Here is a 14087-nt window from a genome sequence, read left to right on the forward strand (position 1 = left end):
CGGACGGGGCACCGTGGGAGGATGGAGGGGTGAAGAACCGGCCTGTCCTCATCACCGACGCCGAGCGCAGCGCGGACGACCAGCTCCGTTCCCGCCAGATCCGGTACGCGAGCATGATGGGCCTGCGGATCGTCTGCCTGATCGTCGCGACAGTGCTCGTGATGAACGAGGCGCCGATGCTGTGGCTGTGGCTGCCGTTGTGCCTGGCCGGCATGGTGTTCCTGCCGTGGATGGCCGTCCTGATCGCCAACGACCGGCCGCCGAAGCGCGAGCACACCCTGCGCGGCAAGCTCGCCCGCCAGCACCGGGCCGTCGATCCGCAGCCGGGCCAGGCCGAGCTGGGGGCCACCCCGCACGGCGGCAAGATCATCACCCCGGACGAGTAACCGCACCGCCTGTGTGGCTGGCGGGTAACGAGCACCGGCCCGGTACCGATATGTCATGCGTCACATCCGACCAACCCCCAGGACGGAACCATGCGGCGCACGGCAACCCTCCTCGCTGCCCTGATCACCGGGGCAGCTCTTCTTCCGGCCCCGGCCCAGGCTGACAGCCCGCGCGAGTGGCGCGAGGTCTTCTCGCCCGACGGCTCGATCACCCGGATGGCCCCCCCGGTGCAGCCCTCGTCCAGTGCGGGCGCGGCCTCCGTCGGGCACACCACGGTCACGCCGGTCCAGGTGACCGGGCCGAGTTCGGAGCGGATCGACCTGGTGTTCGTCGGCGACGGGTACACGGCTGCCGACCTGGGCCTCTACCACCAGCACGTCGTCAGCAAGTGGGAGGAACTGGCAGCCGTCGAGCCGTTCCGCTCCTACCGGAACCTGTTCAACGTCTGGCAGGTCAACGTCGTGTCCGCCGAGTCCGGTGTGGACAATGATCCCGCCGTCGGGGTGCTCCGCGACACCGCTCTCGACATGAACTTCTGGTGCGCGGGGATCGAGCGGCTGCTGTGCGCGAACGAGGGCAAGGCGAACTCGTACGCCACCCGCGCCCCGGCCGCCGACCAGGTCCTCGCGCTGGCCAACACCACCAAGTACGGCGGGGCCGGCGGCCGGATCGCCACCGCGGCCGGCGGTAACGCGCTCGCCGGGCAGATCGCGATCCACGAGCTCGGGCACTCGCTGGGCGGGCTGGCCGACGAGTACGAGTACGGCGGCCCCGAGACCTACGGCAGCAACGAGCCGTCGGAGGTCAACGTCACGGTCGACCCGACCGGCGCGGCGAAGTGGTCCCGCTGGCTGGGCGAGCAGTCCCCGGACGGCGGCGTCGTGGGGGCCTACGAGGGCGGCAGGTACTCCGTCAGGGGCATCTACCGGCCGACCAGCAACTCGATCATGCGCAGCCTCGGCAGGCAGTTCAACCTGCCCGGCCGCGAAGCCATGATCATGGCGTTCTACCAGAAGGCCCCGCTGCTCAAGCCGAACGCCGAGGGCGCGGTCACCGGCACCTCCACAGTGGACCTCGGCCTGCCGTACCAGCTGGACGTCCGCTGGTACCTCGACGGCACCGAGGTCGCGGCGTGGGCCGGGCGGTCAGCGGTCACGCTCAACCTCACCGGTAGCCACAAGCTCCGTGCCGTCGTCACGGACACGACCACGGCCGTCCGGGACGAGGCCTTCCGTGCGAAGCACATGACCGCCGAGCGCGCGTGGACGGTCAGCTCAGCAGGTCAATAGGGGTCCCGGCCCTGGTCTGGTACACGGTCCAGGCCAGGGCCAGGTCCTGCCACGGCAGGCCGACCGGCAGATACACGTCGGCGCGCGCCGGGATCTCCCCGCGCAGCACCTGCCCCAGCGTCCCGGCCGCACCGGGCACGCCGAGCGCCAGATCATCCACGATCACGCGTGACGAGGCCAGGACGTCCAACCCGATTTCGATCTTGCCGGGTTCGTCTGCTCCCAGGCTCACCAGGAACTGGCCTGGTCGCCGTTCGCGCACGATCGGTTCGCGGGCCCATGTCGCGCACACCACGACATCCGCCACGGGCAGCGGGTCGGCGACCTCGGCTCCGGCCGCGAAGGCCGCAGCTTTCGCCGGGTCCAGATCCCAGACCACAACCTTTTCCTGTGTACCCGCGTGAGCCAGTCCCCTGTGGACCATCGCGTTCTGTGCCCCGGCCCCGACGAACCCGATCGTCTCCGGCCGCTCGGGCCCGAGTACGCGGATCGCCAGCGCCGCAGCCAGCCCGGTCCGCCAGGCCGTGACGCTGGCCGAGTCCAGCAACGCGAGCAGTTCCCCGGTGGCCAGGTCGAACAGGCACACGACGCCACGCAGGGCCGGAGTCGATCCGGGGAACTTCGCGTTCACCTTGACCGTGTAGGCGGGAATGCCTGGCAGCAGTCCGGGCATGAGGCACATCGCCGTACCCGGCCCGGGCAGCTCCCCACGGTGCCGCTGCCCATCGCTCCCGGCCACCCGGAAGCCCTCCGCCAGCAGGCCGAGAGCCTCGCCGGCATCCAGGGCCGCCTCGACGGCCGACCGGGAGAAGACCAGGGTCACGGCCGGGCGCCCACCTGCGTGACAGCCCGCGCGCCCAGCTCGGCCCCTGCCGCCAGCGCCGCCCCCGGTTCCGCGCCGCCCAGCCATGCCGCCAGCAGCCCGGCGGCGAAGGCATCTCCGGCGCCCGTCGGGTCGACCGGCTCCACCGGTACCGCGGGCACCCGGACGACAGTTCCGTCCGGTCCTGCCCACACCGCGCCTGCGGCCCCGAGCTTCACCACAGCGTGCACCGCGTACGCGGCGAGGCGCCGCGCCAGCTCCTCCGGTTCCGGACGTGCGGCGAACTCGGCCAGCTCCGCCGGAGCCACCATGCCCGGCACGCCCGGCGTGGTCCCGACCAGGGTGTACGCCTCGTCGAGGTTGGCCAGGAGCAGGTCGGTACCGCGTACGTAGTCAAGGAACCGCTCGGGACCGAGCATCCGCAGCGGGCCAGCGGACCCGGCGTCCACCGACGTGCTGGCGCCCACGCTCCGGGCAGCGGCCAGCGCATGACGGCCGGCGGCAGCGGTACGCGGATCGAACAGCACATAGCCAGACAGGTGCATGTGGCCAGCACCCGGCAGCGCACTGTCCACATCGGACGCGTTCAGCAGGGCGTTCGCCCCGCGATCGGTGACCATGCTGCGCTCGTCGGCCGTGGACAGCACGATCACCGTCCCGGTCGGAGCCTCCGGCGCGAACCGCACGGCGGAGTCGCAGCTCAGCTCGGCCACCCGGGCCCGCCCGGCCGCGTCGTCACCGGCGACGGCGACCAGCGACGTCGGCGCCCCCAGCGAACCCAGCCAGCAGGCAGTGTTCGCGGCGGAACCCCCGCCGGTCTCCCTGATCGCCGCCGTCGTGTCCGAGCCCAGCGTCAGCGGCCCTGACAGCGAGGCCAGCACGTCGGTGACCAGGTCACCAACGACGACGATCCTCACCGGACGGCTGCTGCCGCGACGGCGATCCGCGCCGCCAGCTCGGCGTTCCGGAGGATGATCCGCACGTTGACGTCGAGGCTCGCGCCCAGAGTGTGCTCGTGGAAGTACGCCAGCAGGAACGGCGTCACGCCCTTCCCGGAGATGTTGTGCAGCTTCATCTCGTGCAGCGCCTCGGCCAGTACCTGGTCGTGGAGCTTCGGGTCGAGCTGCTGGTCGACCGGCAGCGGGTTCGCGACGACCAGGGCGCTCTGGCTGGCCTGCTGCGCCGTGCGCGCGTGCAGTACCCGGGCGATCTGCTCCGGCGAGTCGGCCGACCAGTCCAGCGCGAAACCCGAGTCGGTCAGATAGAACCCGGGGAACCGCTTCGTCTGGTACCCGAGCACGCCAACACCCAGCGTCTCCAGCCGTTCCAGCGTCGCCCCGACGTCCAGGATGGACTTCACGCCGGCCGAGACCACGCAGATCGGGGTACGCGCCAGGGTCACCAGGTCTGCGGACTCGTCGAAGCTCTCACTCGCCAGCCGGTGCACCCCGCCCAGCCCGCCGGTCGCGAACACGCCGATCCCGGCGGCGGCGGCCACAGCACTCGTGCTCGCCACGGTCGTCGCGCCGTCGGCACCGGAGGCTGCGGCGATCGCCAGGTCCCGTACCGACAGCTTCACCACGTCGTCGCTGGTGGCCAGGTGGGTCAGCTGCTCGTCGTCCAGGCCTGCCACGAGCCTGCCGCCGATCATGCCGATCGTGGCCGGCACCGCGCCCTGCGCCCGGACCGTCTCCTCGATCTGCCGGGCGATCGCCAGGTTGTCCGGCCTCGGCAGCCCGTGCGAGATGATCGTGCTTTCCAGCGCGACGATAGGTGCGCCTGCCGTACGAGCGGCAGCCACCTCGGGACCATAGGAAATCTCGAAGCCGTTCACCCTTGCGAGCGTATGCCTGCAAGCTGTCCGGCCGCTCCCTGCTCCACCATCTCCGTGTGCATGATCACCTCGGGCCCGGTGGCTGGACAGGATCGCAGGTCTGTAACTGGGCTCCCGGCACGGCCGGTAACAGGGTTGCAGCGCTCGGGCCTTCCCCCGATCATCGAGGGCGTGCCGCAGCCCACAGTGCTCGACTTCGGGGAGTTCGCGCCCGCCGACCCCTGGGATCTCCAGGTGGCCCGGTGGCGGCTGTGGGTGTCGTGGGGGATGTTCGGGCTCGCAGCGCTGATCGTGCCGGCCGCCGTCCTCGGTACGTGGAATCCGGGTAACTACCTCTACCTCGCCCTCCTGTTCGGCCATCCGTGGGCGGCGGCGCTGGGTGTGCTGCTGCTGGCCGGGTTCGGGTGCAACATCCGCGCTGACGGCAAGCCGTGGGGCCAGTCCGTGCTCGCCGTGACCTGGGCGCTGGCGCTCGTGTTCCTGGCTCCGGCGCTGTTCTTCGGCGCGATCAGGTTCTTCAGCGCCAGCGAGACAGAACGCACGATCGCCGTCTCGCCGGACGGCCGGGCCGAGCTGGTCCTGACCAGCTACGACACCATGCACGACTTCAAGCAGACGATCGTCGTGCGTACCAGGGCCGGTGTGTTCAGCAGGCAGAGCCACGAGCCGCTGGCCTGCGTCACCGGCGTGCCCTTCCCCGGCGGCGAGGGCAGCGAGCGCCCGTCCGACGTCGAGGCGCGCTTCGCCGGCGAGAGCACCGTCCTGGTGACCGACCACCGGGGTACCCGTGAGGTGTCCTTCGACCTGCGCACGATGGCCACCTCCGGCCCCGCCAACTGCCAGGGGCAGGGTTAGCCCGGAGGGGCTGTGAGGGTCACGAAAGGCACGGAAGCTGGCCAGGCCGGCCGTCAGCGGGCCGTGGCACACTGTCTGGGTGAGCACTGAAGTACTCGAGCGTCCCGAGCTCAAGGATGCCGACACCGGCCCCGAAATGTTCCATTACGTCCTCAAGGACAAGATCGCCGAGAGCGCTGTGATGGGTAACTTCGTCCAGGCGCTGTGTGGCGAGATCTTCCCTGTGACGAAGGCCCCCAAGCCTGGCTCGCCGGTCTGCCCGGCGTGCAAGGAGATCTACGAGTCGATGGCCGAATAGCCCGCTGTGCCCCTGTTCCGGCGGCGTACTGTGCGTGCATGGATTCCGCGGCCGGTCTGCTCCTTCTCGACCTGATCGGGGTCGCTGTCTTCGCGGCCTCCGGTGCGTCGGCCGGCGTGGCCAAACGGCTCGACCTGTTCGGCGTGGCCATGATCGGCATGGTCGCAGCGCTCGGTGGCGGGATGATCCGTGACCTCGTCATCAACCAGGTCCCGCCGCTGGCCTTCGCCGACTGGCGGTACGTGGCCGTGGCCGTCGCCGTGTCGATCTCGATGTTCTGGCTGCACCCGGCGGTCAGGCGGCTCCGCCGTACCGTGCTCGTCCTCGACGCGGCCGGCCTGGGCCTGTTCACCGTCACCGGCACCCTCAAGGCCCTCGACGCCGGCGTACCAGCCGTCGGAGCCATCCTGCTCGGCACCATCACCGGTATCGGCGGCGGGCTCCTGCGCGACGTGCTGACCGGCGAGATCCCGGTCGTCCTGCGCCGGGAGGTGTACGCGCTGGCCTCGCTGGTCGGCGCGGCGGCGGTGGCCGTGATCGAGTGGCAGCTGCCGAAGGCCCCGGTACTCACCGTGCTCGCCGCGGTCCTGGTCTTCGCCCTGCGCCTCGGGTTCCTGAAGAGCTCGTGGCAGGTGCCGGTCGCCGAGGAGCGCGAGTACCGGCCCCTGCGCCGCAGGCGGGGAAATTCGGCCCCCGGCGGCCGGACGGACTAAGCTCTGCACCATGCCTTCGCGGGCGAACCCGCGGAGGTCTTGTCATGTGAGGAGGACACGCGTGGCCCCGCCCCGCCCCGACATCGAAGCGCTGTCGCCGCTGCGGGACTGGCAGCGGCGGGCACTGGTGACCTACCTCCGCCGCCGCTCAGAGGACTTCCTCGCCGTCGCCACGCCCGGTGCCGGCAAGACCACGTTCGCGCTCCGGATCGCCGCTGAGCTGATCCTGGACGGCACTGTGGACGCTGTCACGGTCGTCACCCCCACCGAGCACCTCAAGGTCCAGTGGGAGCGGGCCGCAGCCCGGGCCGGCATCGCGCTCGACTCGGGCTTCCGTAACTCCGACGTGCACACGTCCAGCGACTTCCACGGTGTGGTCCTCACCTACGCCCAGGTCGGTATGGCGCCCGACGTGCACCGCCGCCGGACGATGACCCGCAAGACCCTGGTCATCCTCGACGAGATCCACCACGCCGGCGACTCACGGAGCTGGGGCGACGGCGTCCGCAGCGCCTTCGAGCCCGCCGTGCGGCGCCTGATGCTCACCGGCACGCCGTTCCGCTCCGACGAGAACCCGATCCCGTTCGTGCAGTACGAACAGCTCGGCGGCGGGGTCAGCAAGTCCAGGTCCGACACCACCTACGGTTACGCCGACGCGCTGTCCGACAACGTCGTCCGCCCCGTGATCTTCCTCGCCTACTCCGGCGAGACGCGCTGGCGCAACTCCGCGGGCGACGAGCTCGCGGCCCGGCTCGGCGAGCCACTCACCCAGGACCTGATCGCGCAGGCCTGGCGGACAGCCCTGGACCCGAAGGGCGACTGGATGCCCCAGGTCCTGCGGGCGGCCGACGCGCGGCTCCAGATCGTCCGCAGCGGCGGCATGTCCGACGCCGCCGGCCTCGTCATCGCCAGCGACCAGAACAACGCCCGCGCGTACGCGAAGCTGCTGCACCTGGTCACCGGGGAGAAGCCGGTCGTCGTCCTGTCCGACGACCCCGGGGCCTCGAAGAAGATCGCCGAGTTCGCCGAGTCGGACGAGCGGTGGATGGTCGCGGTCCGGATGGTGTCCGAGGGCGTCGACATCCCCCGCCTGGCCGTCGGCGTGTACGCGACCAGCGCCTCGACCCCGCTGTTCTTCGCGCAGGCCATCGGCCGCTTCGTGCGCGCCAGACGGCCGGGGGAGACCGCCTCGGTGTTCCTGCCGAGCGTGCCGAACCTCCTCGAGCTGGCCAGCGACATGGAGGTCCAGCGCGACCACGTCCTCGGCGACGTGAAGAAGAAGGACGAGGACGTCCTGCTCGCCGAGCGGGCCGAACGCTCGGAGAAGGCCAGCGGCGAGCTGGAGCAGACCTTCACGGCGCTGTCCGCGACCGCGGAGCTCGACCAGGTGATCTACGACGGGGCCTCCTGGGGCACCCCGGTCCAGTCCGGCTCGCAGGAGGAAGAGGACTATCTCGGACTGCCGGGCCTGCTCACGCCCGACCAGGTGTCGGTGCTGCTCGCCAAGCGGCAGGCCGAGCAGGTCAAGGCGGCCCGCAGGTCAACACCGGCCGCCGTGGAGCCCGTGGCGCCCCGCCAGCCCGCCGCCCCGCGTACCCCGGCTGAGCGGCGCATCCTGCTCCGCCGTCAGCTCAACGACCTGGTCGGCGCGCACCACCACCGGACCAACCAGCCGCACGGCAAGATCCACGCGGAACTGCGCCGGCTCTGCGGCGGCCCGCCGAGCGCCCAGGCCACCATCGAGCAGCTCGAGGAACGCATCGCGACCCTGCAGTCCTGGTAAGAGAGTCGGGTACCAGACAACGAGAAGTGCCCCGGAGTCAGCTGACTCCGGGGCACTTCGATGCTTACGCCTAGAACTGGGACTACTTCTTCAGGACCGCACCGCGCCAGGTGAACTCCGGCTCCGCAGCGAAATCCACGGCGATCTTCACCAGATCCTCGGCGTACTTGTTCGCGTGGTGACCGCAGAACAGCAGGTCACCTCCGCCAGCAAGCACGACCCGGAGCTTCGCCGCGGCACTGCAACGATCACAGCGCTCACTGGCGGCGGGCGGGGCCGCCGACTCAGTGGGCGGCGTGAGGGTCGGGGTCATGCCTCATCCTCCTCTGCTTCACCGGTGCGTCCAAGGGAACACCCCCACGGCCGCAGGGGCAAGTCTTTGTTACGCACTCATCGTCCAACACCGGGCGGGGCCGATGCCTTCCCGAGGCCGGGACAGGCGATTTTTGTCACAAAGACGTATGAGAACGAAAGCCCCTCCCGGTTTGAGGGAGGGGCTGATCGTTACTTAGTCGAGATAGTCCCGCAGAACCTGCGAACGGGACGGATGCCGCAACTTGGACATCGTCTTGGACTCGATCTGCCGGATCCGCTCCCGGGTCACCCCGTAGACCTGGCCGATCTCGTCGAGCGTGCGCGGCTGGCCGTCGGTCAGGCCGAAGCGCAGCCGGACCACGCCGGCCTCACGCTCGGACAGCGTCTGCAGCACCGACTGGAGCTGGTCCTGGAGCAGCGAGAAACTGACCGCGTCCACAGCCACGACCGCCTCGGAGTCCTCGATGAAGTCACCGAGCTGGCTGTCGCCCTCGTCACCGATGGTCTGGTCGAGCGAGATGGGCTCCCTGGCGTACTGCTGGATCTCCAGCACCTTCTCCGGGGAGATGTCCATCTCCTTGGCCAGCTCCTCCGGGGTGGGCTCCCGGCCCAGGTCCTGGAGCAGCTCGCGCTGGATCCGGCCGAGCTTGTTGATCACCTCGACCATGTGGACCGGGATCCGGATCGTCCGGGCCTGGTCGGCCATCGCCCTGGTGATCGCCTGCCGGATCCACCAGGTGGCGTACGTCGAGAACTTGTAGCCCTTGGTGTAGTCGAACTTCTCCACGGCGCGGATCAGGCCCAGGTTGCCCTCCTGGATCAGGTCCAGGAAGGCCATGCCACGGCCGGTGTAGCGCTTGGCGAGGGAGACGACGAGCCGGAGGTTGGCCTCGAGCAGGTGGTTCTTGGCCTTCTCGCCGTCACGGTTGACCCACTTGAGGTCGCGGAGCAGCTGCGGCGTGATCTTCTCGCCGTCCTCCTCGACCGCGCGCAGCCGCTCGGCGGCGTAGAGCCCGGCCTCGATCCGCTTGGCCAGCTCGACCTCCTGCTCGGCGTTGAGCAGCGGGACCTTGCCGATCTGCTTGAGGTAGGCCCGCACCGAGTCGGCGGAAGCCGTCATCTCGGCGTCCTTGCGGGCCTGCTTCAGGGCCTCGGACTCCTCGTCATCCCACTCGAAGTCCTCCTCGTCCGGCTCCTCTTCCCCGGGGCCGGCCTGCGGCTCTTCGCCAGCCTTGCCAGCGGCCTTCTTGGCCGGGTCGGCTGCCTTTTTGGCCGCGGTCTTCTTCGCGGGAGCTGCGGCCTTCTTGACGGCGGCCTTCTTCGCGGCGGCCGGGGCGGTCGCGGCGACCAGGCCGGCCTCCGGGCCGTCCTCACCAGGTACGGCCTTCTTCACGGCGGCCTTCCTGACCACCGTGACGGGCTCGGCTGGCTCGGCCTTCTTGACGGCGGCCTTCTTCACGGCGGGAGCGGCCTTGGCCGTGGTGGCCTTGGAAGCTGGGCTGCCGCTGCGGGCGGCGGCGACCTTGCGCCGCGTCGAACCGGAGCCGTCGACGGCGAAGGTGACCCCGGCCTCGGCGAGCGCACGGAGGATCTTCTTGGCCTGCGCAGGGTTGAGTCCCGCGGCCTCGACCTCACGTGCGAGCTCGGCAGCTCCGAGCTGACCGCCGGCGGCATTAGCCTGGGCGATCAGCGAGTCGGTGAGTGTCTGAACATCGGCGCCGGTGCGGCGGGCGTCTGTCACGAATGACCTTCCCGTGGCGGTGATCGGGCACAGCAGGCACAGCCTCACGGCTGACCGGCGGCGGATGGAGCGGTTGTCTTGTTGGCCCCCGCGGCGGTTCAGCGCGCACGGGCAGCGTGAATTGTAACGCCGGATCTGCCAGACAGCTCGTCACGGCGGCACACAGCACGAGATAGGTTCAGCCAGTGAAGCAGAACATACGCGATGCCGACCCCGCTGAGCTGCTGGAACTCGCCGTGAATCTTGCCAGGCGGGCCGGGGAGCTGGCCCGTCGTACCCGGGCTGAGGCCATCGGCGACGTGGCGACCAAGAGCACCGCCACCGATGTGGTGACCGCCGCCGACCAGGCAGCGGAACGGCTCGTCGTGTCGGCGCTCGCCGAGCTGCGGCCCGGTGACGCGGTACTGGGCGAGGAGACGGGGGCGAGCGAGGGCGGTTCGGGCGTCAGGTGGGTACTGGACCCGATCGACGGCACTGTCAATTATTTGTACGGGTTGCCCGGCTACGCGGTGTCGCTGGCCGCCGAGATCGGCGGGCAGGTCGTGGCCGGCGTGGTGCACAACCCGGTCACCGGCGAGGAGTGGACGGCGGTGCGCGGCCGGGGAGCCATGCGCAACTGGGAGCCGATCCGCTGCTCGGAGGTCACCGAGCTGGGCATGACGCTGCTGGCGACCGGGTTCGGGTACGCGGCTGACCGGCGGGCGCACCAGGCGCGGGTGGTGGCGGAGGTGCTGCCGCTGGTGCGCGACATCCGCCGGTACGGCGCGGCGGCGCTGGACCTCTGCTACGCGGCGGAGGGCCGGGTCGACGCGTACTACGAGAAGGGCCTCAACGCCTGGGACCACGCCGCCGGTGGCCTGATCGCCGCCGAGGCCGGGCTGGTCGTCTCCGGGCTGCGTGGCGCCCCGCCCGGGCCGTCTATGGTGATCGCCGCCCCGGCTGCGATCTTCGACGCGCTGCACGCCCTCCTGGTGGAGCTGGACGCTGACGGGGGACCCTGACCCGGGTACACAGGAAAAAAGAATCCCCGCCCGGAGCTGCCAGGCGGGGATTTCTCGATCGGGTGGCTACTTGCCGGCGCAGGTGCCTTCCGGGAGCTGGGGCTCGCGCAGCGCGCTGATCTTCTGCTTGACCTCGGTCGGGCTGCCGAGCTGCTTGAACTGCGCGCCCAGCACGACGTCGACCACGTCGTCCGTCCGCTTCGGATCGAACTCGGCCGGCGCGTCGGCGTCGACGAGGAAATAGGCCCGCAGCACGTGCGCGGCACCCACCGTCTTCGGGCCGTAGCGCAACTCGACGACACCCTTCACGGTCTTGCGCTTCGGGTCGTTGTCGGTTTTCAGCACCTTGAACTTTTCCTTGGCCAGCCCGTCGGCGGCCTTGGCCGCGACACCGGTCTCGTCGGTTCCGTTGTAGACGTTCACCTTGATGTCGGCAGGCGGGGGCTGGCGGGTGTCCACGGCCACATAACCCTTGGGACAGCTCTTCGCCGTACTGGTGGAGCCAGCCTGCTTGTCGTGCATGAGTGCCCACGTGACTACGATGACCGCGACCAGCAGGAGGGTACCCACGACGGCGAAAGCGCGTACTCGGGACAAGGTCATGTGCGGCTCCCCGTCGTGCTGGACATGCCGGGTAGGTTAGCGCGTGCCGCAGGACTTCGAAGCGACCGCCTCGGCGTGCCGACCCCGGGTCAGGCAACTTGCGCCCTACTTTGATGTCGCCTCGATCACATCGGGAATGTCTGACGGGTATTCGACGTACAACTTCGGGCAAGGAGCGGTAAGGTGCCACGCCCAGGCGGGTACTTTGGCGCCACGGATAGTGCAAGGGCACATGAACGAGCGGTGCCCGGCGGGTATGCCGGGCTCGGAAGAGATATGGGAGTGTGACACCGATGGCCACCGACTACGACGCCCCGCGTCGGGACGAAGTCGAAGCCGACGGGGCTGACAGCCTCGAGGAACTCAAGGCGCGACGGACCGACGCTCAGTCCGGCGCCGTTGACGTCGACGAGGCCGAGGTCGCCGAGAGCTTCGAGTTGCCGGGGGCTGACCTCGCCGACGAGGAACTCACGGTGAAGGTCCTGCCGATGCAGGCGGACGAGTTCCGCTGTTCGAAGTGCTTCCTGGTGCATCACCGCAGCCAGCTGGCATACGAGAAGAACGGCGAGCTGGTCTGCAAGGAGTGCGCGGCCTGAGCGCGGTCGATAAAGTAGGCAGCTATGGGAGACACCACCGGGGAGCCTGAGAGCTTCCCGGTCCCCGGGCGAACCCCGGGAGCCGAAGAGCCGGTCCGGCACGAGCTGGACCGGCTGGCCGCGCGTCCGGACCCGAACGTGGTGGACGGTGAGCTGGCGGGCACGGTCGCCGAGCTGACAGCCGAGGACCTCAGCCAGGCCGACCGGCGCAAGCTGCTGCGGCGGCTGGCCGCGCAGACGGGCAGGACGTGGCGGAACGTCTGGCGGCCGAAGAAGGCCGTCGAGTGGATCACCGACACCGTCTCCGACGTGGCCCCGCACATCAAGATCCGTGACCTGGCGACGCTGCGCAGGCACTATCCAGGCCTGGATGGCGACGCCCTGGCCGAGCGCCTGGTCCGCAACGCCGGCCGGGTGACCATGGCGATCGGTGCCGCCGGAGGTGGCATCGCCACTGTCGAGTGGGTGGCACCGCCGACCCTTCTCAGTACCCCTGTCCTGCTCACAGCCGAGACGCTGGCCGTGGTGGCCGTCGAGCTGAAGCTGATCGGCGAGCTGCACGAGGTGTACGGGCAGCCGGTCCCCGGCAACGGCAAGCAGCGCGCTGTCGCCCTGTTGCAGGCGTGGGCGGCCCAGCGGGGTGTGACGCTCATGACCGGTACGCGTGCGATGGCCGTGGTGCTGGGTACGAACGCCCGCAAGCAGCTCACCCAGCAGATCGCCAAGCGCTTCGGCCGCAGCCTGACCACGCTCGGCCCGCTGCTGTCGGGTGCGGCGGTCGGTGGCTTCCTCAACCGGAAGGCGACCAGGTCACTGGGCGGCGAGGTCCGCAAGGACCTGCGCCGCCGCGCGATCGGCTACTGAGGACTATCCCTGTCGCGCGGCTGCGATCGCCGCGGCCAGCGCTTCCGGGCGGCGGGTGCTGATGATCCAGTATGGAGTCGGGTCCGCCGGGTCGTTAAGCGTGACGAGGATCGCGTCCCTGATCCACGGCCGCTGCACGACGAAGGCCAGCGGGTGCGCGTGCACGCCGAGCGCGTCACGCTTGGCTGCCGGGGACAGCGGCGTGGCCTCGGCGACGAACTTCACCGGCAGCCGGGCGTCGTCCACGCGCAGCTCGCCGTCGGCCACCTGGATCCGGAGCCTGCCCAGCCAGGCCGTCGCGAGTACGGTCAGGGGGAGGATGATGGCGTACGGCAGCCATTCCCGCAGGCCAGGAGCGCCCAGGTGCAGCTCGGCCGACAGCAGGACGGCGAGGCCGACGGCGGCGAGCCACAACCACCAGGGCAGGAACAGTCGTTCTTGGTACTGGGGTGTTGATCGCGACGCCACTCTGTGAGAGTACTGCGTGACTAGAAGGAGTCCTGGGGTGCCCATTGATGTCCAGCTAATGATGCTTGACCCTGATTTGCCAGTACCGGCTTATGCCCATCCGGGCGATGCAGGCGCTGATCTGCTCGCCGCCGAGGCCGCCGAGATCCCGGCCGGTGGCTGGGTGATCGTCCGCACAGGCATCGCGATCGCGCTGCCGGACGGGTACGTCGGGCTCGTGCACCCGCGCTCCGGCCTCGCGGCCCGGCTCGGGGTCACCGTGCTCAACGCGCCCGGCACCGTCGACTCCGGCTACCGGGGCGAGATCAGGGTGAACCTGATCAACCACGGCCCGGCCCCGGCGAAGATCGAGCGCGGTGACCGGATCGCGCAGCTTGTCGTCCAGCGCGTGGAACGGGCGGCGTTCGCGGTCACCGACACCCTCGACGTCACGAGCCGGGGCGCGGGCGGGCACGGGTCCACCGGAGGGCACTCCGCTCTGGCAGAGTAGGAGCGGACTGGCGTACACGAGTAGGAG

At 70.1% G+C, this 14087-nt stretch carries 17 protein-coding genes; 10 read left to right on the top strand and 7 right to left on the bottom strand.

Annotated features, from left to right (window positions below):
• Nucleotides 1-29 precede the first annotated feature (29 nt).
• Nucleotides 30-386: a DUF3099 domain-containing protein gene (locus A3G1_RS0128250; protein ID WP_018352868.1), complete on the top strand. Its 357-nt coding sequence runs from the start codon at nucleotides 30-32 to the stop codon at nucleotides 384-386.
• Nucleotides 387-476: 90 nt separating this feature from the next.
• Nucleotides 477-1676 carry a M64 family metallopeptidase gene (locus A3G1_RS0128255; protein WP_018352869.1) on the top strand — a complete coding sequence of 400 codons (1200 nt, stop codon included), beginning with the start codon at nucleotides 477-479 and terminating at the stop codon, nucleotides 1674-1676.
• Here the strand turns inward: A3G1_RS0128255 and A3G1_RS0128260 are convergent.
• From A3G1_RS0128260 to A3G1_RS0128270, 3 genes are read right to left on the bottom strand one after another with little or no spacing between them, the layout of a single operon-like run.
• Nucleotides 1657-2499, bottom strand: a complete 843-nt coding sequence (locus tag A3G1_RS0128260) for an ornithine cyclodeaminase family protein (RefSeq protein WP_018352870.1) — start codon at nucleotides 2497-2499, stop codon at nucleotides 1657-1659. The genes A3G1_RS0128255 and A3G1_RS0128260 overlap by 20 nt on opposite strands.
• A complete protein-coding gene (locus A3G1_RS0128265) occupies nucleotides 2496-3416 on the bottom strand; it encodes a carbohydrate kinase family protein (protein ID WP_018352871.1) in 921 nt (306 codons plus the stop codon). Before A3G1_RS0128265 ends, A3G1_RS0128260 begins: the two co-directional genes overlap by 4 nt.
• Entirely contained in the window at nucleotides 3413-4333 is a 921-nt protein-coding gene (locus tag A3G1_RS0128270; RefSeq protein WP_018352872.1) for a pseudouridine-5'-phosphate glycosidase, read from the bottom strand. The genes A3G1_RS0128265 and A3G1_RS0128270 overlap by 4 nt, the downstream gene beginning before the upstream one ends.
• A gap of 171 nt (nucleotides 4334-4504) precedes the next feature.
• Here A3G1_RS0128270 and A3G1_RS40185 point away from each other — a divergent pair, with 171 nt between their 5' ends.
• The 4 genes from A3G1_RS40185 to A3G1_RS0128290 all read left to right on the top strand — a co-directional run bounded on the left by A3G1_RS40185 (nucleotide 4505) and on the right by A3G1_RS0128290 (nucleotide 7982).
• Nucleotides 4505-5188: a hypothetical protein gene (locus tag A3G1_RS40185; protein ID WP_157641461.1), complete on the top strand. Its 684-nt coding sequence runs from the start codon at nucleotides 4505-4507 to the stop codon at nucleotides 5186-5188.
• Nucleotides 5189-5267: 79 nt separating this feature from the next.
• A complete protein-coding gene (locus A3G1_RS0128280; RefSeq protein ID WP_026212615.1) occupies nucleotides 5268-5486 on the top strand; it encodes a DUF3039 domain-containing protein in 219 nt (72 codons plus the stop codon).
• Nucleotides 5487-5524: 38 nt separating this feature from the next.
• Entirely contained in the window at nucleotides 5525-6199 is a 675-nt protein-coding gene (locus A3G1_RS0128285; RefSeq protein WP_018352875.1) for a trimeric intracellular cation channel family protein, read from the top strand.
• A gap of 10 nt (nucleotides 6200-6209) precedes the next feature.
• Complete coding sequence (locus tag A3G1_RS0128290; RefSeq protein WP_083937161.1) at nucleotides 6210-7982, top strand: DEAD/DEAH box helicase; 1773 nt, start codon at nucleotides 6210-6212, stop codon at nucleotides 7980-7982.
• A gap of 82 nt (nucleotides 7983-8064) precedes the next feature.
• Here the strand turns inward: A3G1_RS0128290 and A3G1_RS0128295 are convergent, their stop codons facing one another.
• Both A3G1_RS0128295 and A3G1_RS0128300 read right to left on the bottom strand, forming a co-directional pair.
• Nucleotides 8065-8295 (bottom strand): DUF7455 domain-containing protein, encoded by a 231-nt coding sequence (locus tag A3G1_RS0128295; RefSeq protein ID WP_018352877.1) that lies wholly within the window; start codon nucleotides 8293-8295, stop codon nucleotides 8065-8067.
• A 195-nt stretch (nucleotides 8296-8490) separates the two neighbouring features.
• Nucleotides 8491-10038 carry an RNA polymerase sigma factor gene (locus tag A3G1_RS0128300; RefSeq protein WP_018352878.1) on the bottom strand — a complete coding sequence of 516 codons (1548 nt, stop codon included), beginning with the start codon at nucleotides 10036-10038 and terminating at the stop codon, nucleotides 8491-8493.
• Between the two features lie 185 nt (nucleotides 10039-10223).
• On the opposite strand from A3G1_RS0128300, the gene A3G1_RS0128305 reads away from it, so the two are divergent.
• Entirely contained in the window at nucleotides 10224-11039 is an 816-nt protein-coding gene (locus A3G1_RS0128305) for an inositol monophosphatase family protein (RefSeq protein ID WP_018352879.1), read from the top strand.
• A gap of 66 nt (nucleotides 11040-11105) precedes the next feature.
• Here the strand turns inward: A3G1_RS0128305 and A3G1_RS0128310 are convergent, their stop codons facing one another.
• Entirely contained in the window at nucleotides 11106-11642 is a 537-nt protein-coding gene (locus A3G1_RS0128310) for a LytR C-terminal domain-containing protein (protein WP_026212617.1), read from the bottom strand.
• Between the two features lie 293 nt (nucleotides 11643-11935).
• On the opposite strand from A3G1_RS0128310, the gene A3G1_RS0128315 reads away from it, so the two are divergent.
• Both A3G1_RS0128315 and A3G1_RS0128320 read left to right on the top strand, forming a co-directional pair.
• Nucleotides 11936-12238, top strand: coding sequence for a DUF4193 domain-containing protein (locus A3G1_RS0128315; protein ID WP_018352881.1), 303 nt, complete (start codon nucleotides 11936-11938; stop codon nucleotides 12236-12238).
• Nucleotides 12239-12262: 24 nt separating this feature from the next.
• Entirely contained in the window at nucleotides 12263-13102 is an 840-nt protein-coding gene (locus tag A3G1_RS0128320) for a hypothetical protein (protein WP_018352882.1), read from the top strand.
• Between the two features lie 3 nt (nucleotides 13103-13105).
• On the opposite strand, the gene A3G1_RS0128325 is transcribed toward A3G1_RS0128320, so the two are convergent.
• Nucleotides 13106-13615, bottom strand: a complete 510-nt coding sequence (locus A3G1_RS0128325; RefSeq protein WP_051110700.1) for a DUF3093 domain-containing protein — start codon at nucleotides 13613-13615, stop codon at nucleotides 13106-13108.
• Here A3G1_RS0128325 and dut point away from each other — a divergent pair.
• Nucleotides 13608-14060 (top strand): dUTP diphosphatase, encoded by a 453-nt coding sequence (gene dut, locus A3G1_RS0128330; protein WP_018352884.1) that lies wholly within the window; start codon nucleotides 13608-13610, stop codon nucleotides 14058-14060. The two genes, A3G1_RS0128325 and dut, sit on opposite strands and share 8 nt — an antisense overlap.
• Nucleotides 14061-14087 lie beyond the last annotated feature (27 nt).

The organism is Longispora albida DSM 44784 (genome assembly GCF_000379825.1).
In the GTDB taxonomy this organism is placed as follows: domain Bacteria; phylum Actinomycetota; class Actinomycetes; order Mycobacteriales; family Micromonosporaceae; genus Longispora; species Longispora albida.